General features: G+C 76.0%; 21 protein-coding genes. 4 read left to right on the forward strand and 17 right to left on the reverse strand.

Going from position 1 to position 22,751, the window contains the following annotated elements; all coding sequences use genetic code 11:
- Positions 1-102 precede the first annotated feature (102 nt).
- The 16 genes from AB0D08_RS16580 to AB0D08_RS16655 all read right to left on the reverse strand — a co-directional run bounded on the left by AB0D08_RS16580 (position 103) and on the right by AB0D08_RS16655 (position 16,510).
- Positions 103-1,104 (reverse strand): endo alpha-1,4 polygalactosaminidase, encoded by a 1,002-nt coding sequence (locus AB0D08_RS16580; RefSeq protein ID WP_359889421.1) that lies wholly within the window; start codon positions 1,102-1,104, stop codon positions 103-105.
- Positions 1,105-1,168: 64 nt separating this feature from the next.
- The gene (locus tag AB0D08_RS16585; protein ID WP_359889424.1) at positions 1,169-2,512 is read right to left on the reverse strand and encodes a HAMP domain-containing sensor histidine kinase; all 1,344 of its coding nucleotides are present in this window, start codon (positions 2,510-2,512) and stop codon (positions 1,169-1,171) included.
- Positions 2,509-3,186 carry a response regulator transcription factor gene (locus AB0D08_RS16590; protein WP_359889426.1) on the reverse strand — a complete coding sequence of 226 codons (678 nt, stop codon included), beginning with the start codon at positions 3,184-3,186 and terminating at the stop codon, positions 2,509-2,511. Before AB0D08_RS16590 ends, AB0D08_RS16585 begins: the two co-directional genes overlap by 4 nt.
- A gap of 117 nt (positions 3,187-3,303) precedes the next feature.
- Positions 3,304-4,038: a beta-glucanase gene (locus AB0D08_RS16595; protein WP_359889428.1), complete on the reverse strand. Its 735-nt coding sequence runs from the start codon at positions 4,036-4,038 to the stop codon at positions 3,304-3,306.
- Between the two features lie 98 nt (positions 4,039-4,136).
- Complete coding sequence (locus AB0D08_RS16600) at positions 4,137-5,270, reverse strand: LLM class flavin-dependent oxidoreductase (protein WP_359889431.1); 1,134 nt, start codon at positions 5,268-5,270, stop codon at positions 4,137-4,139.
- Positions 5,267-5,782 carry a flavin reductase family protein gene (locus tag AB0D08_RS16605; protein WP_033823182.1) on the reverse strand — a complete coding sequence of 172 codons (516 nt, stop codon included), beginning with the start codon at positions 5,780-5,782 and terminating at the stop codon, positions 5,267-5,269. Before AB0D08_RS16605 ends, AB0D08_RS16600 begins: the two co-directional genes overlap by 4 nt.
- The gene (locus tag AB0D08_RS16610; protein WP_359889434.1) at positions 5,779-6,546 is read right to left on the reverse strand and encodes an alpha/beta hydrolase; all 768 of its coding nucleotides are present in this window, start codon (positions 6,544-6,546) and stop codon (positions 5,779-5,781) included. The genes AB0D08_RS16605 and AB0D08_RS16610 overlap by 4 nt, the downstream gene beginning before the upstream one ends.
- Positions 6,543-7,703, reverse strand: a complete 1,161-nt coding sequence (locus AB0D08_RS16615) for an LLM class flavin-dependent oxidoreductase (RefSeq protein ID WP_033818685.1) — start codon at positions 7,701-7,703, stop codon at positions 6,543-6,545. The genes AB0D08_RS16610 and AB0D08_RS16615 overlap by 4 nt, the downstream gene beginning before the upstream one ends.
- Positions 7,704-7,706: 3 nt before the next feature.
- Positions 7,707-8,927, reverse strand: coding sequence for an acyl-CoA dehydrogenase family protein (locus AB0D08_RS16620; RefSeq protein WP_359889437.1), 1,221 nt, complete (start codon positions 8,925-8,927; stop codon positions 7,707-7,709).
- 184 nt (positions 8,928-9,111) lie between these two features.
- Entirely contained in the window at positions 9,112-10,122 is a 1,011-nt protein-coding gene (locus tag AB0D08_RS16625) for an oligopeptide/dipeptide ABC transporter ATP-binding protein (protein WP_082526286.1), read from the reverse strand.
- A complete protein-coding gene (locus tag AB0D08_RS16630) occupies positions 10,119-11,225 on the reverse strand; it encodes an ABC transporter ATP-binding protein (RefSeq protein ID WP_359889440.1) in 1,107 nt (368 codons plus the stop codon). The genes AB0D08_RS16625 and AB0D08_RS16630 overlap by 4 nt, the downstream gene beginning before the upstream one ends.
- Entirely contained in the window at positions 11,206-12,084 is an 879-nt protein-coding gene (locus tag AB0D08_RS16635) for an ABC transporter permease (protein WP_051811904.1), read from the reverse strand. Before AB0D08_RS16635 ends, AB0D08_RS16630 begins: the two co-directional genes overlap by 20 nt.
- Before the next feature lie 5 nt (positions 12,085-12,089).
- Positions 12,090-13,133 carry an ABC transporter permease gene (locus AB0D08_RS16640; protein ID WP_051811903.1) on the reverse strand — a complete coding sequence of 348 codons (1,044 nt, stop codon included), beginning with the start codon at positions 13,131-13,133 and terminating at the stop codon, positions 12,090-12,092.
- A complete protein-coding gene (locus tag AB0D08_RS16645; RefSeq protein WP_359889443.1) occupies positions 13,130-14,680 on the reverse strand; it encodes an ABC transporter substrate-binding protein in 1,551 nt (516 codons plus the stop codon). The genes AB0D08_RS16640 and AB0D08_RS16645 overlap by 4 nt, the downstream gene beginning before the upstream one ends.
- Before the next feature lie 502 nt (positions 14,681-15,182).
- Entirely contained in the window at positions 15,183-16,082 is a 900-nt protein-coding gene (locus tag AB0D08_RS16650; RefSeq protein ID WP_051813775.1) for a DsbA family protein, read from the reverse strand.
- Complete coding sequence (locus AB0D08_RS16655) at positions 16,079-16,510, reverse strand: Rrf2 family transcriptional regulator (RefSeq protein ID WP_033823567.1); 432 nt, start codon at positions 16,508-16,510, stop codon at positions 16,079-16,081. The genes AB0D08_RS16650 and AB0D08_RS16655 overlap by 4 nt, the downstream gene beginning before the upstream one ends.
- A 162-nt stretch (positions 16,511-16,672) precedes the next feature.
- On the opposite strand from AB0D08_RS16655, the gene AB0D08_RS16660 reads away from it, so the two are divergent.
- The 3 genes from AB0D08_RS16660 (at position 16,673) to AB0D08_RS16670 (ending at position 19,353) form a co-directional block, all read left to right on the forward strand.
- A complete protein-coding gene (locus AB0D08_RS16660; RefSeq protein ID WP_082526942.1) occupies positions 16,673-17,236 on the forward strand; it encodes a cupin domain-containing protein in 564 nt (187 codons plus the stop codon).
- A gap of 88 nt (positions 17,237-17,324) precedes the next feature.
- Entirely contained in the window at positions 17,325-18,143 is an 819-nt protein-coding gene (locus tag AB0D08_RS16665) for a glucose 1-dehydrogenase (protein ID WP_051813792.1), read from the forward strand.
- A 274-nt stretch (positions 18,144-18,417) separates the two neighbouring features.
- A complete protein-coding gene (locus AB0D08_RS16670; protein WP_063794468.1) occupies positions 18,418-19,353 on the forward strand; it encodes a helix-turn-helix transcriptional regulator in 936 nt (311 codons plus the stop codon).
- Between the two features lie 36 nt (positions 19,354-19,389).
- Here AB0D08_RS16670 and AB0D08_RS16675 read toward each other — a convergent pair whose 3' ends face one another.
- Complete coding sequence (locus tag AB0D08_RS16675; RefSeq protein WP_033823545.1) at positions 19,390-20,508, reverse strand: hypothetical protein; 1,119 nt, start codon at positions 20,506-20,508, stop codon at positions 19,390-19,392.
- Positions 20,509-20,764: 256 nt separating this feature from the next.
- On the opposite strand from AB0D08_RS16675, the gene nhaA reads away from it, so the two are divergent.
- Positions 20,765-22,654, forward strand: coding sequence for a Na+/H+ antiporter NhaA (gene nhaA / locus AB0D08_RS16680; RefSeq protein WP_033823546.1), 1,890 nt, complete (start codon positions 20,765-20,767; stop codon positions 22,652-22,654).
- Positions 22,655-22,751 lie beyond the last annotated feature (97 nt).

Below are 22,751 nucleotides of genomic sequence, written 5' to 3' on the forward strand. Positions count from 1 at the left end.
GACGGCGGGCCGCGGCTCCGACACCGGGCCCGCCGCCCTTCACGCTAGCTTGCAGCCAACGAAGTTGACGGAACATCAGCTGATTTCGTCGACCGCCCCGGATCAGCAGGACTTGAACACGTAGCCGGAGCGGCCGGCCGGGCGGACGTCGCGGTCCCGCTGCACCACGGACAGCGTGCTGCCGAACGCCTTGCAGGTCTTGGCGAAGTCGGCGGCGTTGTACTCGATCACGAACACCCGGTTGCCGTACGCGGAGGCGAAGGCGCCGCACTCGTCGTAGTGGCCGCACTCCTCGCAGACCGCGAAGTCGAAGCCGATGCTCCGGCCGCGGTCGATCAGGTCGGTGGTGTTCTTCTGGCCGATCGCCAGCCCGTCGGCGTGCGCCCGGGCGGCCAGCAGCTGGGCGAAGGCGGCGTTGTGGGACTTGTCGAGGCGGCCGCCGGAGCGCTCGTAGGAGTCCAGGTTGTCGGGCTCGACGGCCTGGTAGCCTTTGGCCGCGCACTCGTCGATCCAGCCGCCCACCACCCCGGCCAGCTCGGTGCGCCTGGCCGCGGTGGACACGTCGAGCAGGGCCTCGCCCCAGTCCTCGTCCATCACCGGGCTGCCCTGGCCGTCGCGCAGCAGCAGCGCCGGGTGGTTGGCCTGCCACCAGGCGGTGGCGTCGGGCTGCGCCTGGAAGGCGTTCAGGTAGCAGACGTTGTACAGCCCGGGGACCGGCGGCGCGGTGTGGTCGCGGGAGACCGCGCCGACGCCGGCGGGCGGCTGGTAGGGGCCGCCGATCTGATAGTCGAAGCCGGTGTCGGGGGTCGGCAGGACGACCTTCCCGGTGCCCGTGGGCGTCGCCCCGGCCGCGACGGAGGGGGAGGCGGACGGGACCGCAGGGGTGGCCGGAGCCGGGGCGGCCTGGGTGCTGGCGGTCGGGACGGTGGCCGCCGGGGACGGGCGGTGTCCGGCGTGGGCCGGCCGGGGGGTGGGGCGGCCGGGGCGCTGGCCGGCCGAGGCGTCGGAGAAGGCGAATCCGGCGCCGCAGGCGGCGACCACCCCCACGGCGAGGGCGGCCAGCTGGGCCTTGCGGCGGAGAACGGGGGAAGCGTGTCGGCGCACGTGCACTCCTGGGGCAGGCGGCGGACCGGCGGTCACCGGCCCGCCGGTCATCCTGCTGGGCCGGTCATGAGGAATCCGTGAGGGCGCCGCGGCGCGGGGCCGCCGCCCGGCCCCGGACGCGCCACCGGCGGGCCGGGCGCCGCTCCAGCCGGAGCGTGAACACCGCCCCGCCGCCGTCCCGCGCCCCGGCGGTCACCTCGCCGCCGTGTGCGTGGGCGACCCAGCGGACCAGGGACAGTCCGATGCCGGTACCGCCGCCCGGCGAGTGGAAGCGGGTGAACACCGCCGCCGGCCCGGCCGGTCCGAGCCCGGGCCCGCGGTCCGCCACCGTCACCACCGGGCCCGCCACCCGGACCTCGACCTCGGCCGGACCACCGGCCGGGGTCCCGCCGTGGCGCACCGCGTTGTCCAGCAGGTTGCGGACCGCGAGCCGGACCAGGGCCGGGTCCACCTCGGCGACCACCGGGTCGAGGTCGAGCCCGAGGCGGTGCGGCCCGGGCGGGAGCTCCTCGCAGACCGCCTCCACCAACTGGTCCAGCCGGACCGGTACCCGCCTGGGTCCGTCCACGCCGGCCTGCAGCCGGCCTCGGACCAGCAGGTTCTCGATCACCTCGGCCATCCGGTCCGAGGCGCGGCGCAGCCGGGGCAGGTGCTCGGGCAGCGCCGCCGGGGCACCCTCCACCAGGTCCACGGCGCCGCGCAGGACGGCGACCGGTGTGCGCAACTCGTGTGCGGCGTCGGCGAGCAGCCGTTCCTGCTGGTCGAGCGCCTGCCAGGCGGGCCGGACGCTGCGGCCGCTGAGGGCGTGGCCGGCCGCCGCGCCGAGCGCGGTGAACACCGCGCAGCCGGCGGCCAGGGCGACGGCCAGCCGGTGGTGTTCGGCGGAGCCGCGTCCCGGGTCGCCGACCACCACGACCGCGCCGGCCTGGCGCTCGGTGCCGTCCTGGTAGAACGGGGTGGCCAGCAGGTGGACGGGGCGGCCGGTGGTGTCGGTGCCCTCGGCGGTGCCGGTGTCGTCCTGCGCCAGCGCGGCGTCCGCGGCGTCCGCGAGACGGGCGGGGGTGACGGTGAAGCGGCCCTGGCGGCTGGTGAAGACCGGCCGGTAGCGCTCGGCGGTGCCGGTCTGCCGCAGCAGGACGGTCACCTGGGGGTTGCCGGTGGTGGCCTCGTCGTCCTGGAGGCCGTCCAGCATGAGCTGCCCGTCCTGGTAGTAGATCAGCGAGGCGGCGACGGCGGCCCGGCGGCGCATCTCCTCGTACTCGACGGCGCGCCCGGAGCGGGCGTCGGTGCGCAGCAGCAGGAAGGACAGCGCGGCGAGGCCGATCACGATGATGGCCGTGTACGCGGCGGTGAGCCGCCACCGCAGCCGGGCGAGGCCGCGCCGGGCCGGGGAGGCGGACCGGTTCACCGGGGCCGTTCCAGGACGTCGGTGAGCCGGAAGCCCTGGCCGCGGACGGTGTGGACCAGCGGCGGGCCGCCGAGTTTGCGGCGAAGCCCGGCGATCACCGCCTCGACCACGTTGGAGCTGGGTTCGGCGAGCTCGTCCCAGCAGTGGCGGAACAGTTCGCCCTTGCCGACCACCTCGTCGGCGTGCTCCAGCAGGTGCTGCAGGACGGCGAGTTCCTTGGGGGTGAGCGAGAGCAGGACCCCGGCACGGCGGACCTCGCGGCGGGCGAGGTCGAGTTCCAGGTCGGCGTGGCGCAGGAAGACCGGGGTGCGGCGGCGGGCGCGGCGGGCCAGGCTGCGCACCCGCATCACCAGTTCGGGCAGGGCGAACGGTTTGACCAGGTAGTCGTCGGCGCCGTGCTCGAAGCCGGTCAGCCGGTCGTCGAGGGTGTGCAGGGCGGTCAGGCACAGCACCGGCGCCGACCAGCCGCGGCGGCGCAGCGCCTGGAGTTCGGGCAGGCTGTCGCCGTGCGGGAGCAGGCGGTCGAGGACGACGCAGGCGTAGTCGTTGCGGGCCAGCAGTTCGTCGGCGGTGGGCCAGTCGCCGGCCTGGTCGACGAAGAAGCCGGCGTCGCGCAGGCCGGCGCCGGTGATCGCCCGCAGGTCGGGTTCGTCCTCCACCAGCAGTACGCGCATCCTGGGCCCCCTCCGGTCGGGCGGTGCCCGGGGCGGTGGGCGGCGCGGTCCCGGGCGGGCGGAGGTGCCATCGTAGGTGCTGCCCCCGCGGGCGGCCCGCCCGGGCCGGTGGGCCGGTCAGCGCAGGACGTCCAGGCTGTGGCAGGTCCAGGAGAGCCGGGTGGTGCCGGCCGCCGGGCGCGGGTGGTAGGTGCCGTCGACGACGGACAGGTTGACGATCAGGTAGGCGTGCCAGGAGGTGCCGACGCCGCGCCGGTCGGAGTAGACCAGGCGGTCGGCGACGTACCAGTCGACCGAGCGGGCGCCGAACTCGGTGCGCAGCGTGATGGTCGCGCCGGGGGCGACCAGCGAGGGCGGGCCGAGCCAGTAGCGGTGGCCGGGGCGGACGTGGTTGGAGAGCTCCAGGGTGTTGGGGTTGTCGGGGTGGTACTCGAAGACGTCGATCTCGTTGCCGCCGGCGCGCCAGGTCCAGATCGCGGGCCAGGCGCCGAGGCCGGTGGGGAGGGTGACCTTGGCGCGCAGTGCGTCGCCGGTGCGCAGCTGGAAGCCGTCGGGGCTGCCCTCGGTGGTGAGCAGGTCGCAGTCCCAGAGGTCGTCGGTGGTGCGGCGGGTGGCGTTGAAGACGCCGCCCTGGATCGGGCGGGGCGTCAGGTGGTCGAGTTTGTGGTCGCCCCGGTTGGTCGGTCCCATGTCGGGATAGGCGCTGCTGCGGCCCGCCACCCACTGGCGGGTGGAGGTGAAGTCCGCGGTGAAGACCGTGCGACGGACGTCGACGGTCGGTTCCTCGGGACGCCCCTGCGGGTGTCGACGTCGATCCCACCAGGACACGGCGGTGCGCCACCAGTTGGCCATGGCTCTCTCCTGACCTCCGACCGGACGGAGCGGTTCCGCTCCCGCCCCTCCCCCGGGATACCCGGCCGGGCGAACTGTATGCGAAGGGATACCGTCCGTTAGCTCTCCGTGACCGTCGGGGTGGCGGGCGGCGCGTCGGGGCGCCGCCACAGCCCGCGGGCGGCGAGCACCGGCAGCACCCCCTCGCCGACCCAGTAGGCCTCCTCCAGGTGCGGGGCGCCGGAGAGGATGAACTCGTCGACGCCGAGGCGGTGGTACTCCTCGATCCGGTCGGCGACCTCGGTGTGGCTGCCCACCAGGGCGGTGCCCGCGCCGCCGCGGACCAGGCCGATCCCGGCCCACAGGTTCGGGGAAACCTCCAGCCGCTCGGCGCTCCCGCCGTGCAGTTCCCGCATCCGGCGCTGGCCCTCGGACTCGCTGCGGGCGAGCGCCTGCTGGGTGGCGCGGATCCGGTCGGGGTCCATCGCGGCCAGCAGCCGGCCGGCCTCGGCCCAGGCCTGGGCGGAGGTGTCGCGGCTGATGGTGTGCAGCCGGATGCCGAACCGGGGGGTGCGGCCGTGGGCGGCCGCGGCGGCGCGGATCCGGCCGATCTTCTCCTCGACCTGCCGGGGCGGCTCGCCCCAGGTGAGGTAGGTGTCCGCGTGGCGGGCCGCGACCCGTTCGGCGGCGGGTGAGGAGCCGCCGAAGTACACCTCCGGGACGGGGTCGGGCAGCCGGGTCAACTCGGCGCCCTCCACCCGTAGATGGGTGCCGTGGTGGTCGACCCGCTCGCCGCGCCAGAGCCGCCCGGTGATGTCCAGGAACTCGTCGGCGCGGGCGTAGCGGCCGTCCTTGTCGAGGAAGTCGCCCAGGGCGCGCTGTTCCGCGGACTCCCCTCCGGTGACCACGTTCAGCAGCAGCCGCCCGTGCGACTGGTTCTGGTAGCTGGCGGCCATCCGGGCCGCCAGGGTGGGGCTGAGCTGGCCGGGGCGGAACGCCACCAGGAACTTCAGCCGCTCGGTGACCTGGGTGAGCATCGCCGTGGTCAGCCAGGCGTCCTCGCACCAGGGACCGGTCGGGGTGAGCGCGCCGGCGAAGCCCAACTGCTCGGCGCTGCGCGCGATCTGGCCCAGGTACGCGATGGTGGGGGGCCGGTCGGCGCCGGCCGTGCCGGGGGTGGAGCCGTGCCCACCGCCGACGACGTGGCGGCTGTCGCCGGTGGTGGGCAGGAACCAGTGGACGGTCAGGGTCATCCCAGGGCCGGCCGTTCGGTGGTGAAGCCGCCGAAGCCGCCGTCGTGGTGGAGCAGCGGCTCGCCGCCCTGCGCGCCGGCGGCGAGCACCTCGCCGACCACCAGCAGGTGGTCGCCGACCGGTTGCAGCAGCACCGGACGGGCCGTCAGCCAGGCGGCGACGCCGTCCAGCAGGGGGGTGCCGTGCTCGCCGGGCCGCCAGGCGGTACCGGCGAAGCGGTCGGTGCCGCTGCGCGCGAAGCGGGTGGCCAGCTCCTCCTGGCCGCGCTCCAGCACGTGCACGGTGAACGCCTCGGCGGCGCGGACGGCCGGGGCGCTGGAGGCGGTGGCGGACAGGTAGAAGGAGACCAGGGCCGGTTCCAGGCTGACCGAGGTGAAGGAGGTCGCGGTGAATCCGGCCGGGCCCGGCACGGTGATCACGGTGACCCCGGCGGCGTGCCGGCGCAGGGTGCTTCTGAGCAGGTCGGCGGGTGGGGCGGTCCGGGCGGCGGGGCGGTCGTCGACGGCGGTCACGGTCGGGTTCCTTCCTGGGGGGCGGACGGCGGCACGTGGATCAGCAGGCGGGGCAGGTCCGGGCCGAGGCGCAGCCGTTCCAGCCACTGGACGATCTGGGCGGCGACGGTGCGGTGCGCGGCGTCGTTGAGGACGTCGTGCAGTCCGCCGGCGACCAGCAGCAGTTCGGCGCCGGGCAGCCGGGCGGCCAGCCGGCGGGCGCCCGCGGGCGGGGCGACCGGGTCGGCGTCGCCGTGCAGCAGCAGGACCGGCAGGTCGGGGGCGGCGGCCCGGGCCGCCCCCGCCAGGTCGGCGGGGACGGCCAGGGCGAGGCGGCCGGGGCGGAAGCCGGGGTCCTCGGCGAGCAGGCCGCGGTGGACCGGGCAGGCGGTCCGGGCGGCCAGTTCGTCGCTCCAGTCCGGTGTGCCGTCCTGCGCCGCCGGGCCGGGTTCGGTGGCGGGCGGGGCGGCCAGCAGCAGCGCGTCGGGGCGGGCCTGCCCGGCGGCGGCCAGCGCGCGCAGCGCGCCGGTGTCGGAGCCGGCCAGCACCACCGGGCCGGGCGCGGTCCTGGCCTCGGCGACCCGCGCGGACAGGCCATCGCCGTCGGCGCGGTCGGCGAGGGCGTGCACGGTGTAGCCGTCGAAGGCCAGCCGGCGCCCGAACCGGGCGTACACGCCGGGGTGTTCGCCGCGTCCGGGGAGCAGCAGCAGGGTGCCGCGCGGGGTGACGCCGGGGGCGGGGTGCCAGCTCCCGGCAGGCCGGGCCGGTGCGGGGGTGGTGGTCACCGGGCCGCGCCCACGGCCTCGGCGCGCGCGGCGGCCTCCGCACGGGCGGCCTCGGCGCGGGCGGCGGCCGCGTCGCGGTGGGCGAGTTCCTGGCGGACCAGCGGGAGCAGTTCGCGTCCGTAGTCGGTGGCGTCGTCCAGCGGGTCGTAGCCGCGGATCAGCAGGGTGGTGGCGCCGATGTCGACGTAGTCGAGCAGGGCCCGGGCGACGGTCTCCGGGGTGCCGACCAGGGCGGTGGAGTTGCCGGCCGCGCCGGTGGCGGCGGCGGGGGCGGTCCACAGCGCGCGGTCGTGCCGGTCGGCCTTGGCGGCGGCGGCCAGCAGCCGCTGGGAGCCGACGTTCTGCGGTACCGCGTCCGGGCCGACCGGCAGCACCTGGCGGCGGCCCCCGAAGGCGTCGGCGCGGCTGCGGATGGTGTCCAGGATGCGGTGCGCCCGCTCCCAGGCCTCGTCCTCGGTGCGGCCGAGGATCGGACGGAACGAGACGCTGGTGCCGGGCAGGGTGGTGCGGCCGGCCGCTTCGGCGGCGGCCCGCACCGAGGCGATCTGCTGGGCCGTCTCGGCCAGCGGCTCGCCCCACAGGGCGAAGGTGTCGGCGTGCTTGCCGCCGACCCGGTAGGCCGCCTCGGAGGAGCCGCCGAAGAACACCGGGATCTTCCCGACCGGCCGGACCTCGGAGTGGAAGTCGGCGAAGCGGTAGTACGGGCCATCGTGGTCGAACGGCGCGTCGGCCGTCCAGGCCTTGGTGAGCACGGTCAGGTAGTCGTCGGAGCGGGCGTAGCGCTCGTCCTTGGCGAGGTAGTCGCCGTCGCGGCGCTGTTCGGCGTCGTGGCCGCCGGTGATGATGTGGACGGCGACCCGGCCGCCGGAGAACTGGTCGAGGGTGGCCAGGGTGCGGGCCGCGAGGGTGGGGGCGATGAAGCCGGGGCGGTGGGCGATCAGCAGGCCGAGCCGCTCGGTGTGGGCGGCGGCGTACGCGGCGACCTGGAGCGGGTCGGGGCTGGCGGAGGAGTGCGCGACCAGGATCCGGTCGAACCCGGCCTCCTCGTGGGCCTGGGCGAAGCGGCGGGTGTAGTCGCGGTCGACGACCGGTCCGGAGGCGGGGCGGGTCTCCGACACGTCGTGGGTGGAGATCATTCCGATGAATTCGACGGACATGGTTCAGTGGCCTTTCGTGGCAAGGGGGTTGGGCGCGCCGCGGTGCAGGGCAGCGCGGCCGAGGGCGAGCAGGACGGTGTCGTCCTGCGGGGTGTGCACCCGGCTGCACAGCACGTCCCTGAGGTGGCGCTGGAGCGGGTGGTGGTGGGTGAGGCCGTGGTTGCCGACCAGGGCGACGGCCTGCTGGACGGCGTCGATGGCGGCCCGGGTGCCGAGCAGCTTGGCGCCGGGCGCCTCCTCGGCGGCGCCGGGCCGGCCGGCGTCGACGGCCTCGGCCAGGGCGGTGACCAGGCGTTCGGCGCCGCCGAGCGCGATGTCGATCCCGCCGACGGCACTCTGGAACCGGGGCAGGGTGGCCAGCGGCGCGCCGAGCGCGCTCGGGGTGCGCTCGTGCAGGAAGCCGGTCAGCCACTGCTGGGCGGCGCGGGCCACCCCCAGGTACAGGGCGGTCAGGCCGAGTGAGTTCCAGGCGCCGCCGACCTGGTCCCGGCCGCCGGCCGGGTCGGGCGTGGCGAGGTGGGTGACGTGGTCGAGCGGGACGCGTACGGCGTCCAGCAGGACGTCGTCGCTGCGGCTGGCCCGCAGCCCCAGGTGGTCCCAGGTCGGCTCGACGGTGATCCCGGGGCGGTCGGACCGTACCAGGAACGACCCGACCCGCGGGCGCGGTTCGTCGGTGCGGGCCCAGACCAGCATCCAGCGCAGTGCGACGGCCCCGGTGGAGAAGATCTTACGGCCGGTCAGCTCCCAGTGGTCGCCGCGGTGGCGGGCGACGGTGGCGGGCAGGCCGCCGCGGACCGGCGTGCCGAGTTCGGGCTCCACCCGCAGAGCGTTGACCAGCACCGGGCGTTCGGCCGCCTCGGTGAGCAGTTCGGCGAGCGGGCCGGCCGGCCAGTGCGGGGCCCGGGCCTGGGCGGCGTGGGTGAACAGGGTCATCGCGGTGACCAGGGCGACGGCCGGGTCCCCGGCGCCCAGGACGCGCAGGATCCGGACGGTGTCGGCGAGCCCGGCCCCGGGCCCGCCGTGGCGGGGGTGCACGGTCGCGGTCAACAGGCCCGCGGCGTGGACGAGTCGGATGCCCTCGTGCGGGAAGCTCGCCGCCCGGTCGTGCTCGGCGGCGCGGGCGGCCAGGGCGGCGGTGAGGTCCGGCAGCCGGGCCGGGTCGGGCGGGGCCAGGCCGGGCGGTGCGGGGGCCGGATCGGCCGGGGCCGGCGGGGCGTGGGTCATGCGGCGATCTCTCCAGTGCTTGCGGGGACGGTCCGAGGTGCACACGCGTACAGCTGAGCTGATTGCCGGAGGAGCATCTTCCTCCTCAGCTGGCGCCCCGTCATCAGGTGTGTCAGGGGCGGATCAGGAAACGCGCCGGGATGACGGCCGCGCCGGGGCGGTCGGATGCCCGGCGGCCTGCCGGTCAGCGGGACAGGTGCTCGCGCCAGGCGGGCGCGTGGTGGCAGGCGGCGGTGCGGTCGGCGCCGCGCGGTTGCGGCTGCGGGAGTTCCCGGCAGTCGGCGTCCGCGAAGGGGCAGCGGTGCGCGAAGACGCAGGCGGCGTCCGCGGGGGCGGCCGGGGACGGGGTGCGCAACAGGGCGAGCCCGGCCCGGCGGGTGCGGTCGAGCCCGGGCGCGGAGGCGGCGAGCAGGGCGCTGTACGGGTGCAGCGGGCGCGTCAGGACGGCTTCGGCGGGCCCCTGTTCGACCAGCCGGCCGCGGTAGAGGACGGCGATCCGGTCGGCGACGCCGGCCAGCGAGTCGAGGTCGTGCGAGATGACCACGACGGCGAGGCCCAGTTCGTGGCGCAGCCGGTCGAGCAGGCGCAGCACGTGGTTGCGGTTGGAGGCGTCGAGGGCGCTGACGGGTTCGTCGGCGAGCAGCAGCCGGGGGCGGGTGACGATGGCCCGGGCGAGCGCGACCCGCTGGCGCTGGCCGCCGGAGAGGCGTCCGGGGGTGCGGTCGAGGAGTGCCCGGTCCAGTCCGGTCAGGTCGAGCGCGGTGAGCACCCGCTCCGCCCGGACGTCGGCCGGGATCCCGGCCACCGCCAGCGGTTCGCCGATGAGGTGACGGACCGCCAGGTCGGGGTCGAGCGAGCGCAGCGGGTCCTGGAACATGTACTGGACGGCGCCGGCCCGTCGGGCCTCGCGCAGGGCGCGGCCGCGCAGGGCGGTGCGGTCCGTGCCGTCGACGGTGATCCGGCCCGTGGTCACCGGGGCGAGGCCGACCACGGCGCGGGCCAGGGTGGTCTTGCCGGAGCCGGTCTCGCCGATCACGCCGAGGATCTCCCCGGCCCGCGCGTCGAGGTCGATCCCGTCCAGCACCCGGGCGCCGGTGCCGTACGAGACGCCCAGTCCGCGGATCCGCAGCAGTGGCTCCTCGGTGGGGCGCCCGGTGGCGGGCGGGGCGGCCGGCCGGTCCGTGGTGAGCGTCATGCGGGTACCTCCGTTCGGTCGAGGGGGCGGTCGGCGGGGCGGTCGGCGGGGCGGTCGGCAGCCCGGTCGGCGTCGCGGTCGGCGGCTCCGTGCAGGGCGAGTTCGGCGGCGCGCAGGCAGCGCACCAGGCGGCCGTCCCCGGCGGGGGTGAGCGGCACGGGTCCGGCGGTGCAGGCGTCGGTGGCGTAGCCGCAGCGGTCGGCGAACCGGCAGCCGGGTCCGGTGGTGCCGGGCTCGGGCGGGCGGCCGGGGATGACGGCGAGCCCGCGGCGGCGGTCGCCGGTGGCGGCGACCCGCAGCAGTGCCTCGGTGTAGGGATGCGCGGGGGCGGTGACCACCTCGGCGGTCGGGCCGTCCTCGACGACCTGGCCGGCGTAGAGGACCACGATCCGGTCGCAGACCTCGGCGACCACGGCCAGGTCGTGGGTGACCAGCAGCAGGGCGAGGCCGCGTTCGGTGCGCAGCCGGTCGAGCAGGTCGAGGACCTCGGCCTGGACGACGGTGTCCAGCGCGGTGGTGGCCTCGTCGGCGACCAGGAGTTCGGGGTCGCCGGAGACCGCGACGGCGATCAGGACCCGCTGCAGCATGCCGCCGGACAGTTCGTGCGGGTACCGGTCGTGGACCGCCCCGGGGTCGCGCAGGCCGACCGCGGCGAACAGGTCGACGGCGCGCCGGCGGGCCTCCGCCCGGGAGATCCCCAGCCGCAGCCGCAGCGGCTCGCCGAGCTGGCGGCCGACGGTGAGCGCGGGGTTGAGGTAGGACCCGGGGTCCTGGAAGACGGCGCCCAGGCGGCTGCCCCGGACCTGCTGCCACTGGCGGCCGGTGAGCGCGGTGAGGTCGGTGGAGCCGAGGTCGATGCGCCCGGCCGAGACCCGTACCCCGGGTGCGGGCAGGCCCAGCACCGAGCGGCAGGTGAGGGTCTTGCCGCTGCCGGACTCGCCGACCAGGCCGAGGGCCTCGCCGCGGCGGACGGTGAACGACACGTCGCGGACGGCCTCGGTGCGGCCGTGGCCGACGGTGACGTGCAGGCCGTCGACGGTCAGGACGGGCCGGTCGGCCGGCGCGGGGCGCGGCGCGGGGTGGTCAGACGGCGGCGAGGCCATCGCGGTGCTCCTTCCGTACGGCGGTGTCGGCGGGTCCGGCGCCCCGGACCGCGTCGGCGGGTTCGGCGTCGCGGACGGCGTCGGCGAGCAGGTTGAGCGCCCCGACGGTGAGCATGATCAGGGCGGCCGGCAGGGCCGGCGCCCAGGGCTGCTGGGCGAGGAACCCGAGGTCGCCGGCGAGCATCCCGCCCCAGGTCGGGGCGGGCGGCTGGACCCCGATGCCGAGGAAGGTCAGCGAGGAGACCGCGAGCAGGCTGGTGGCCAGCGCGTGGGCGGTGGTGACGGCCACCGTGGGCAGCACCTTGCGCCAGATGTGGACCCGCAGGATCCAGCTGCGGGAGGCGCCCATCAGCTCGGCCGCCTCGACGTACTGGGCCCGGTCGAGGCCGAGCGCGGCGGCCCGGGTGACCCGGAAGAACAGCGGGGCGAGCAGCACGCCGAGCGCCAGCATGGCCTGGTGCAGGCCGTTGCCGAGCACCCCGACGGCGGCGATGGCGAACAGCGTGAAGGGCAGTGTCATCAGCGCGTCGACCGCGCGCAGCGAGATCCAGGACAGCGCCGCGCCGAACCGGACCGACGCCAGCCCGGGCACCACCCCGAGCAGCATCGCCGCGGCGACCGCCTCGGCGGCGGTCAGCACCGACAGTCCGGTGCCGGCCAGCAGCCGGCTGAGCACGTCCCGGCCGAGGTAGTCGGTGCCCAGCAGGTGGGCGCCGCTCGGGCCTTGGAGGATCCGGGCGGTGTCCTGGGCGAGCGGGTCGAGCGGGGCCAGCAGGCCGCCGGTCAGGGCCAGTACGGCGACCACCGCGAGGACGGCCAGGGCGGTGCGGGCGATCGGCGCCCGGGCGGTGGTGCGCAGCACGCTCACCGGTCCGCCTCCTGTCCGGCCCGGGCCGGACGGCCGCGCCGGGCCGCCGGGTTGAGGGCGTACAGCCCGGCGTCCACGGCCAGGTTGGCGATCAGCACCACGGCGACGGTGACCAGCAGGGTGCCCTGGATGACCGGGACGTCGTGCTGTTCGGCGGCGCGCAGCGACAGTTGGGCGATGCCGGGCAGGTTGAAGATCCGTTCTGTGACCACCGCGCCGCCGATCAGCATCGGCACGCTCATCCCGAGCACGGTGACGGCGGGGCCGGCCGCGTTGCGCAGGACGTGGCCGAGCAGGACCCGGCGCCGGGACAGGCCCCGCATCACGGCGCCGGTGGCGTAGTTCTCGCGCAGCGCGCCCACCAGGGAGCTGCGCAGCTGGCGGGCGATCCCGGCGGCGGCGTCCAGGCTGAGCGCGAGAGCGGGCAGGAAGGCGAACCGCAGCCACTGGGCGGGGTTCCGGCCGAAGGGCACGTACCCGCCGGAGGGCAGCAGCCGCAGCTGGACGGCGACCAGGGTGATCAGTCCGATGGCGATCACGAAGGCGGGCAGGGTGCCGAGCACGGTGCAGACGGCGGTGACCGCGCGGTCGACCCGGCCGCCGTGGCCGAGCGCGGCGGCCGTGCCGGCGGCCCCGCCGAGCGCGACGGCCAGCACCAGCGCGAGGCCCGCGATGGAGAGGTCGACGGGCAGGGCGGCGGAGATCGAGTCGGCCACCGGGACGGTGGTGAACCAGGACCGGCCGAGGTCGCCGCCGAGCGCGTGGACCAGCCAGCTGCCGTACTGCGCGGGCAGCGGGCGGTCGAGGCCGAACTCGTGGTCGAGGCGGGCGATGTCGGCGGGGGTGGCGGTCTCGCCGAGGGCGGCGGCCGCCGGGTTGGCGTCGGAGACGGCGCCGAGGGCGAAGGTGAGCAGCGAGGAGAGCAGGAACACGGTGGCGGTGCCGGCCAGGATCCGGCCGGCCGTCCGGGGCGCCCGGGCGGCGCGCCGGGCGAGCGGGCCCGCCCGCAGCGGCCGGCCGGGCGCGAGGACGGCGCTCACGACACGCTCACCCCCTCGAAGCGCTGCACCACGGTGGAGGCGGGCAGTTGGGAGACCGAGCGGCGGCGGGCGAGCAGCCTGGGCACGCTGTAGAGGAAGACGTTGGGCATGGTGCGCACGGCCAGCGCGGTGGCGGCCTGCAGCACCTTCGGGTAGTCGGGCGAGTCGAGCGGGGTGCGGGAGACCTTCTCGACGGCGTCCTTGAGCTCGGGCGGGGTGGTCCGGCCGGGGTTCATCAGACCCTGGTCGCCGAACAGCACCTGGAACGCCTGGGCGGCGGAGTCCCGGCCGGCGAACTGGTCGGTGAACAGTGCCTTGGAGTGCTGGACGTAGACGATCTGGGTGGCCTGGGCGGCCGGGACCACCTCGATGGTGGCGCGGATGCCGACCTGCTTGAGCTGGGCCTGGAGCTGTTCGGGCAGGCCCTGGGCGGCCGTGGTGGTGATCGCCAGGTCGACGCCGTCGGGGTGGCCGGCCTTGGCGAGCAGCGCGCGGGCCTTGTCCGGGTCGTAGCGGTACAGGTCGTCCGAGCCGGGATCGTGGCCGACGTAACCCTTGGGGAAGGGCTGGTGGTTGACCTCGCCGAAGCCGAACAGCTGGGTCTTCAGCAGGGCTTCGCGGTCGATCGCGTACTTCAGTGCCTCGACCACGTCGGGGTTGTCGAAGGGGGCCTTGGTGGTGTTGACGTCGAGCACCGCGACCACCAGCGAGGGGATCACCTGGACCTCCAGACCGGCCGCCTTGGCGGCGGCGACCTGGCTGCCGGGGATCTGCGCGACGTCGAACTGACCGGACTGCAGGCCGGCCACCACCGTGGTGGCGTCGGGCAGCGGGTACAGCTCGAAGTTCTCCAGCTTGATCGAGGCGGCGTCCCAGTAGCCGGGGTTGCGGCGCAGCACGGCCTTGGTGTTGAGGGTGTACGAGGTCAGGGTGAAGGGTCCGGCGCCGGCCGGTGCGGTGGCGAGGGCGGCGGCGTCGGCCTCGAAGGCCTTCGGGTTGACGATCATTCCGGTCTTGCCAGCCAGCAGGTTGGGCAGCTGGTAGTCCGGCTGGGTGAGGTGCAGGACGACGGTGCCGGGGTCGGTGGCGGTGACCTCCGCGACGTGCACCAGCTGCGGGGCGACCAGCGACTTGGGGTCGGTGCGGCCGCGGTCCAGGCTCTTCTTGACGGCGGCGGCGTCCAGCGGGGTGCCGTCCCCGAAGGTCAGGCCGGGGCGCAGCCGGAAGGTGACGGAGGCGCCGTCGGGGGCGTAGGTCCAGTCGGTGGCCAGCGCGGGGACGGCCGCGCCGTGCTCGTCGAGCTTGGTCAGGCCGGCGTAGACCAGGGACAGCACATGGACGTCCCAGCCGGCCGAGGAGAACACCGGGTCCCATGAAGTCGGCAGCGCCCAGCCCCACTTGAGGGTGCCGGAGCTGCCCGGCGCACCGGTCCCGGCGGTGTCGGCGTCGCCGCAGGCGGCGAGCAGGAGCGCGGCGCCCGCCCCGAGGCCGAGCCCGAGGAAGGAGCGTCTGGCGAGCTGCGGACGGCCGTCAGCGAGTGCGTTCATGTGTGTGGGTCACCTTTCGGGTGCACGCCTGGCCCACCCGGGGACGGCTGGTCCGTGGGCGGCGCGGGGCGCGGCGTCGGCGTGCACCGACGGTTCAGGGCGTGGGAGGGGGCGGGCGGCCGGGCTCGGATCCGAGGGGAGAGCGAGGCCGCACCGGGCAGGGCGGTGCGGTGGCTGCCGCGGCAGGGGCGGCGGTGTCGGGACCCGTCAGGCGGCGGTCATGGCCGCGGTCGGAGCGGTCCTGCGGTCGGGGCAGGGCTCGGACGGCGACGGACCGGTCGGTACGGGGGCCGGGCGGGCGGGCCGCCGGGCGGGCGCGCTCAGCGACAGAGGTCGCTGCTGGTGCGCCGGAGATCCACGTAGCGGCACACCACGTTGGGGTGCGTGGAGAGCATGCGCACATCCTGGCGACTGCGGGACCCCGCTGTCAATGGATACAAAAAGGTGTCTCATTGGGCGACACGGGCCCGTCAACGCACCGCCCACGCACCGTCCTTGCTGTTCAGGGGCGGTGCGCGCGGCGCGGCCCGGAGAACAGCGGCGAACCCGCGCGCTCGTCCGGGTGCAGCAGCAGCGGGCCGTTCCCGGTGGGCAGCACCAGGGCGCCGGGCGGCCGGCCGGCCGGTTCCGGGCCCAACTCCGTTACGGTCAGGCTGCGGTAGCGCTCCAGCTGGTCCGCCGCCGCCAGATCGCCGGGCCGGACCTCCAGCCCGGGGCTGACCGCCCGCGCCGCCGCGAGGTACTCCGCGCCGGTCCGCCAGCCCGGCACCGCACGCCGGCCCCCCGGGCCGGTGAACAGCAGGGTGGGCAGGGCGTACCGGTACCCATCCTCGGTCTCCTTGGCCGCGCCCGGGTGCGGCCCCTCGCCGCGCAGGCCCACCACGTCGGGCACCGGCCGCCTGGTCTCGGCGCGGTCCCGGGAGATCCGCTCGAGCACCGCGGCCGACCCCAGGTCGGCGTGCAGCCGCGCCCGGTCCAGCCCGGGGACGCCGTCCAGCGCCGCCAGCACCCGGGCGGGCGTGTCGGCCGGTTCGCCGAGCACGAAGGCGGTCTCCCGCAGGCGCCGCAGCACCCGCTCGGCCACCTCCGCCCCCTGCGCCTCGGCGGCGGCCGCGGCCAGCGAGGCCGGCCGGCTGCTGGCGGCCACCCGGTGCAGCCGCACCGCGCGCGGCGCGCCGGTGTGGGCGGTGATCCCTTCGACGTAGCGGGCGTACCAGGCGGTCTCGGCGTCCGGGTCGGGCGCCGGGTCGTCCTCGTCCTCGAAGAGCAGCCCGAACACCCGGCGGAACTCCGCGACGCCTTCCAACTGCCTTCGCAGCAGGCGCAGTTTGGGCTCCGATCCCCAGGCCCAGGGACAGAGCGGGTCGGTGTACTCGACCACCTCGAGCCGGTACCCGCTCACGCCGGCGCCGCCACCGCGGCCGGGCGCGCGGCGGCCGGCAGCAGCCCCGCGACGGTGGTGGCGGACAGCAGGTCGGTGGCCCGCTGCTCCACCTCGCGCCAGACGGCGGGCAGGCCGTCGGCGGGACCCGGGTACGCCAGGGCGGCCAGCGGCTCGCCGCGGAGCGTGATCACCTCGCCGTCGACCGCCCGCACCACGTCCAGCAGGGTGATCTGTCCGGCGGCGCGGCCGAGCCAGTAGCCGCCCTCGCAGCCGCGCTGGCTGCGGACCAGCCCGGCCCGCCGCAGGTCGCCGACGACCGACTTGAGGAAGCGGAACGGGATCCCCTGCGAGGAGGCGATGGCCTCGCAGGTGAGCGGACGCGCGGTGTCGCAGGCGAGTTCGACCAGCGCCCGGACGGCGTAGTCCGCCTTCGCGGAAATATGCATGAGCATGAGTATCCCCGGGGCGCCGCCCGGTTCAAGTCCCCTGGTACGACGCGCCGGGAGAAAGGACACCTCTTGACATCCTTTCCCGGCCGCGCCTAGCGTCCTGTCCGTCCGCGGGCGGCGACACCCGCCCGCCCACGCACCGCGCATCCGGGAGCCGCCATGTCCGACGCCCACCGCCAGACCTCTCCGGCCGACGGCGAGCCCGGCACCGCGTGCACCGAGGCCGGCACCGGCTTCCACCCGCACCTGCCCGACCACGGCCACCCGGACACGGACCCGACGCCGCTGCGCGCCCGGCTGCACCACATCCGGGCGGGCGAACTGGACGGCGACACCGCGCAGACCGGCGGCATGCGGCGGTTCGCGGCGATCAGCGGCCGCACCGTCGGCTCGGAGAAGCTGTGGATGGGCCAGACCCACGTCGCCCCGGCCACCTCCTCCTCCGACCACCACCACGGCGAGTCCGAGACCGCCATCCACGTGGTCAGCGGCCACCCCGAGTTCGTCTTCGTGGACGACTCCTCCGGGCAGCCGCAGGAGGTCCGGCTGAAGACCGGCCCGGGCGACTACATCTTCGTGCCGCCGTTCGTGCCGCACCGCGAGGAGAACCCGGACCCGGACGAGGAGGCCGTGGTGGTGATCGCCCGCTCCACCCAGGAGGCCATCGTGGTCAACCTCCCCGGCCTGTACCCGCTCGACGCGCCGGCCCGGCCCGGGGACTGAGCCGCCGCCGCTGGTGCGGCCGGGTCCCGCCCGTCCCTGGGACAGGCAGGACCTGGTTGCGGTGCGGGCCGCCCGGCAGGCTGGCCGCATGAACGAGCACACCACGCACACCACCACCGAAATCACTACCGCGGACGCCGGGTTCACCGGCCGCGTCGTCCTGGTCACCGGCGGCACCAGCGGCATCGGGTTCGCCACCGCCCGGCTGCTGCTGGCCCGTGGCGCCCGGGTCGTCATCACCGGCCGCACCGAGGAGCGGCTGCGCCGGGCCGCAGACCGGCTGGCGGACGTGTCCGACGGCGGCGCCCGCCTGCTCACCGTCCGGGCCGACGCCGCCGACCTGTCCGACACCGAACGGCTGATGGACCGGATCCGGGAGTCGTACGGCCGGCTCGACGGCCTGTTCGCCAACGCCGGCGTCGGCGTCTTCGAGAGGCTGGAGTCCACCACCGAGGCCGACTTCGACCGTCTGGTCGACGTGAACGTCAAGGGCGTCTTCTTCACCGTCCAGCGTGCCCTGCCGCTGCTGGAGGCGGCCGGCCCGGGCGCCTCGGTGGTCATCAACGCGTCCTGGACGCTGCACCGGGCGATGGAGGTCGCCCCGATGTACGCGGCGACCAAGGCCGCCGTGCACAACCTCGCCCGCTCGCTCAGCGCCGGGCTGGCCGACCGCGGCATCCGGGTGAACTCGGTGAGCCCGGGCTACATCCACACCGAGATGTACGACGAGATCATCACCGAGGAGGCGGCCCGTGAGGCCACCCGGGTCGCCCCTCCGCTCCAGCGGGTCGGCAGCTCCGAGGACGTCGGCGAGGCCGTGTCCTTCCTGCTCTCCGAGCGGGCCTCGTACATCACCGGGCAGGACCTCGCGGTCGACGGCGGCCTGGTGATGAAGGTCCCCGGCTGACCTGCGGACGGCCCGCCACCGCGGTGCCTGGTCCTGGGGCCTGTCCGACGATTCGCGTCGGATCGGCGCGCGGCGGCGGGCGCCCGGCCGGGCGTGCCGGCGAAGCGCCCACGTACCGGGTCGTACTCGGGCGATTCGCCGGTGCGTCCAGCTGGGGGCACCTCCCGGCCGGAGGCTGGGGGAGGATGTCCGGCGTCGCGCGCCCGGCGGGAATCGTCAGACTGGCCCCCGCAGGGCCAGGCACCGCACCCCCGGGATCGGCGAGAATCACCGCATGACCACCACCACGCTGCGGGACTTCCTGCGCTCCCGACGGGCCCGGCTGCGGCCCGCCGACGTCGGCCTCCCCGAGTTCGGCGGACCGCGCCGGGTGGCGGGCCTGCGCCGCGAGGAGCTGGCCCAACTCGCGGGCGTGAGCGTCGACTACTACACCCGGATGGAACAGGGCCGGGTCCGGGGCGCCTCCCCCGCCGTGCTCGACGCCCTGGCCCGGGCGCTACGGCTGGACCAGGAGGAGACCCGCCACCTGCACCGGATCGCCCGCCCCGGTGCCCCGCGCGGCGCGGCCCGGCCCCGCCCCGCCCGTCCCCAGCAGGTCCGGCCGATGCTGCGCACCCTGCTGGACTCCCTGGACGCCCTGCCCGCGCTGGTGATGGGACGGCGGATGGAGATCCTGGCCTGGAACCGGGCGGCGAGCGCGCTCCTCGGGGACTTCGCGGCGATGGCGCCGGGCGAGCGCAACATCGCCCGGATCACCTTCCTCGCGCCCGGCTCCCGCACGCTGTACGCCGACTGGGAGTCCTGCGCCAGGGGCAACGCGGCCTATCTGAGCATGGAGGCCGGCCGTCACCCCGACGACCCCGAGCTGGCCGCACTGATCGGCGAACTCTCCGTGAAGAGCCGGGAGTTCCGCACCTGGTGGGCGGAGCACCCGGTGCAGGACAAGACCGCCGGGGTCAAAGTCTTCCACCATCCCGTGGTCGGCCGCCTCGAACTGGACTACGAGACGCTGCGGGCCGCCGACGACCCCACCCAGGCCCTGATCACCTACGCCGCCCGGCCCGGCAGCCCGTCGCAGGACGCGCTGCGGCTGCTGCTCTCCTGGACCGCCACGGAGGATCCCGCCCGGCCCGCGGGCCGGGCCCGGCAGGGCTCCCCGGGCCCGACCAACGCGAGCAGCGACTCCCCCGCGTACGGGCCCGGTCGATGACGTGGCCGGTCCCGCCGGGGCGGGACCGGCCACGGTTCAGTACCGCAGCACGGCGGCGATCCGGTCGTGCTCGGCCAGGCTGTCGGCGGGCCGGAAGACCACCTCGGCGCGGCTGTCCAGCGCGGCCTCGACCAGCTCGTCGACGATGTCCTCCCGCACCCCCTGCTCCCAGGCGCCCGGCCCCGGGTCGCCGTCGACCGCCGCCAGGTGTCCGTCCGTCAGCCGGACCGTGGCCTGGAACTGCTCCTCCACCACCAGCAGTTCGACCCGGCCCTCACGGACCGCCTCCCACACCTCGTCCAGCCCGGCCGCGAAGACCTTGCGCCCGCGCGCCTCGTCGAGCAGCTTGCCGACCCGCCGGCCGTCCTCCGCCGCCAGCGCCTCGGCGGCGGGCGCCAGCTCCTGCAGCAGCACCCGGCCGGGACCGTCCACCAGCCCGCCCTTGCGGACCGAGCCCGCCGCGCCCCGGGCCGCCGTGCCGACCTCCTCCAGCAGGCTGACCGCCTGCGCCAGCCCCACCACGTGGAACGGCCGGGGCTCGGCCGCCAGCAGCGCGGCCAGCGCGGCGTCCACCGTCCGCAGGAAGCGCCTGGTCTCCTCGTCGCTGAAGGTGCTGGGCTGGTCGCCGATCCGCTCCTCGCGCTGCGCGTCGAACTGCAGCGGGTCCGGCTCCAGCGGGAAGCCGTGCCGGCGGTCCTCGGTCAGCGTCTCGCCGACGCCGCTCCACAGCGTCGCCCGGTCGGCGGCCACCGCCAGCACCCAGTACGGGCGGGCCTGGGCCCGGGCCGCGACCAGGTTGCGGGTCAGGTAGGTGTCGGCGAACACCACCCGCTCGGGCACCGGCCGGGCCAGCGACCAGATCTGGTGCTCACCGGTGGTCGCGAGGATCACCAGACCGTCGAGCGAGTGCCGCAGGTCCACCTCGGCCGCGGCCCGGTCCAGCTGCGCCTTGAGGCCGATCCGGTCCTGCCGCGACACCTGCGGGTCCTCGTCGATCCGGCGCGCCGCCTCGGCCAGCACGTTGCGCAGCCGGACCGCGTCCTGGGCGTTGTCCGGTTCGCGGCGGTGGGTGGGCATGGTGAGGGACACCGCCGGATAGGGCCGGGGCGCCCGGAGATCACGGAGGACGGCGGCGGTCAGTGCGTCGGTTTCCATGGGGCCTTCCTGGTCGGTCGCCTGGGCTGCCGGCGGACGCCGCCACCGGCCGCCCTGCTGCCAGGCCGCCCGCCGGCCGGTCCGCCTACCCGGCCGAGCCTCGCACAGCGGCCGGACCGAGCCCTTCGGCCGCGCCGCACGGCGCGCCGCGGATCTCCCCGGACGGCGCCCGGAGCGGACCCGTCCGGCCCGATCTCTCCCCGGTCAGGCGTGGCGGTGGCGGGCCTTCCCCCGCCACCGGCGGCAGAATCGACAGGTGAGCGCGGAACAGGAGTCACCCCGGTCGTCGACGACCCAGACCCAGTGCGGCGGCTCGGCCCGTACGCCGCTGCGGCACTTCCTGCGGACCGAGACCGGCAGCGCGGTCTTCCTGCTGGCCGCCACCGTCGCCGCCCTGGTCTGGGCGAACGCCGGCCCCGGGACGTACGAGCAGTTCTGGGGCACCGACCTGTCGGTCCGGCTCGGCTCCGGCGAGGTGTCGCTGGACCTGCGCGAGTGGGTGAACAGCGGGCTGATGACGCTGTTCTTCTTCGTGGTGGGCCTGGAGGCCAGGCGCGAGTTCGACATGGGCGAGCTGCGGGAGCGACGGCGGGTGACCCTGCCGCTGGTGGCCGGCCTGAGCGGGATGGCCGTGCCGGTCGTGATCTACCTCGCGATCAACGCCGGGCACGGCACCGGCCACGGCTGGGGGGCGGCGATGTCCACGGACACCGCGTTCGCGCTGGGCATGCTGGCCGTCTTCGGCCGCCGGCTGCCCACCGCGCTGCGGATCTTCGTGCTCACCGTCGCCGTGGTGGACGACTTCCTCGCACTGGTCGTCATCGCCGTCGCGTACAGCACCGGCCTGGAGCTGCCCGCGCTGCTCACCGCGCTCGGCATCTTCGCCGTGATGCTGCTGATCAAGACCACCGGCCTGCGCGCCGGGCCGCTGTACGCCGTACTGGCCGTCGCCGCCTGGGTGGCGATGCTGAAGTCCGGCGTGGACCCGGTCGTCACCGGCCTCGCGCTGGGGCTGCTCACCTACGCCCGCCCGGCCGCCCGGGACGACCTGGAACGGGCCAGCGGGCTGTTCCGGCTGTTCCGCGAGCAGCCCACCCCCGAGCTGGAGCGGTCGGTCCGCCGCGGCCTGGCGTCCGCGCTGTCACCCAACGAACGCCTCCAGCGGATGTACCACCCCTGGACCAGCTACGTGATCGTGCCGCTGTTCGCCCTCGCCAACGCCGGCATCACGGTCAGCGGCTCCGAACTCGCCCGGGCCTTCGGCACCCCCGTCACCCTGGGCATCCTGCTCGGGTACGTGGCCGGCAAGCCGATCGGCATCATCGGGTCCTCCGTGCTCGCCACCAGGCTCGGCCGCGGGCGGCTGCGCCCGCCGGTCGGCTGGGGCGCCCTGACCGCCGGCGGCACCATCGCCGGGGTCGGCTTCACCGTCTCCCTGCTGATCGCCACGCTCGCCTTCGAGGGCGAGCAGCTCCAGCAGGCGAAGATCGGCATCCTCTCCGCGGTGGTCGGCGCGTTCACCCTGACCGCGCTGGTCACCTGGGTGATCGGGCTGCTCCCCCAGCGCCGGCGCACCCGGGCGCTGCTCGGCACCGCGACCCCGATCGTCGACCTCAACGAACCGGTCGACCCCGACCGGGACCACGTCCGCGGCCCGATGGACGCCCCGGTGACGGTCGTCGAGTACGGCGACTTCGAGTGCCCGTACTGCGGGCGTGCCGAGAGCGTGGTGCGCCGGCTGCTCGCCGACCACGGCGACGTCCGCTACGTCTGGCGGCACCTGCCGCTCACCGACGTCCACCCCTTCGCCCAGCTCGCCGCGGAGGCCGCCGAGGCGGCGGCCCGCCAGGACAGCTTCTGGGAGATGCACGACCTGCTGTTCCGGCACCAGGACCGGCTGCGCACCCCCGACCTGGTCCGCTACGCCGAGCAGCTCGGCCTCGACACCGAGCGGTTCCGCCACGACCTGCGGGCGCACACCGGCGCCGCGCTGGTCGCCGAGCACATGGAGTCCGCCGACCTCAGCGGCGTGGCGGGCACCCCGACCTTCTTCGTGAACGGCCGCCGCCACCACGGCGCGTACGACATCGCCACGCTGTCCGCGGCCGTCCGGGCGGCCCGCGACCGGGCGACGCTCACCTCGTAGCGGGCGCTGCGGCGGCCGGGCCGGCCGGTCGACGACGCCCGCCGGCAACCGGGGTCAACGCGGTGGCCGGACCGATCAATGACCGGGCGCCGCCGGG

The organism is Kitasatospora sp. NPDC048540 (assembly GCF_040651175.1).
GTDB lineage: Bacteria > Actinomycetota > Actinomycetes > Streptomycetales > Streptomycetaceae > Kitasatospora.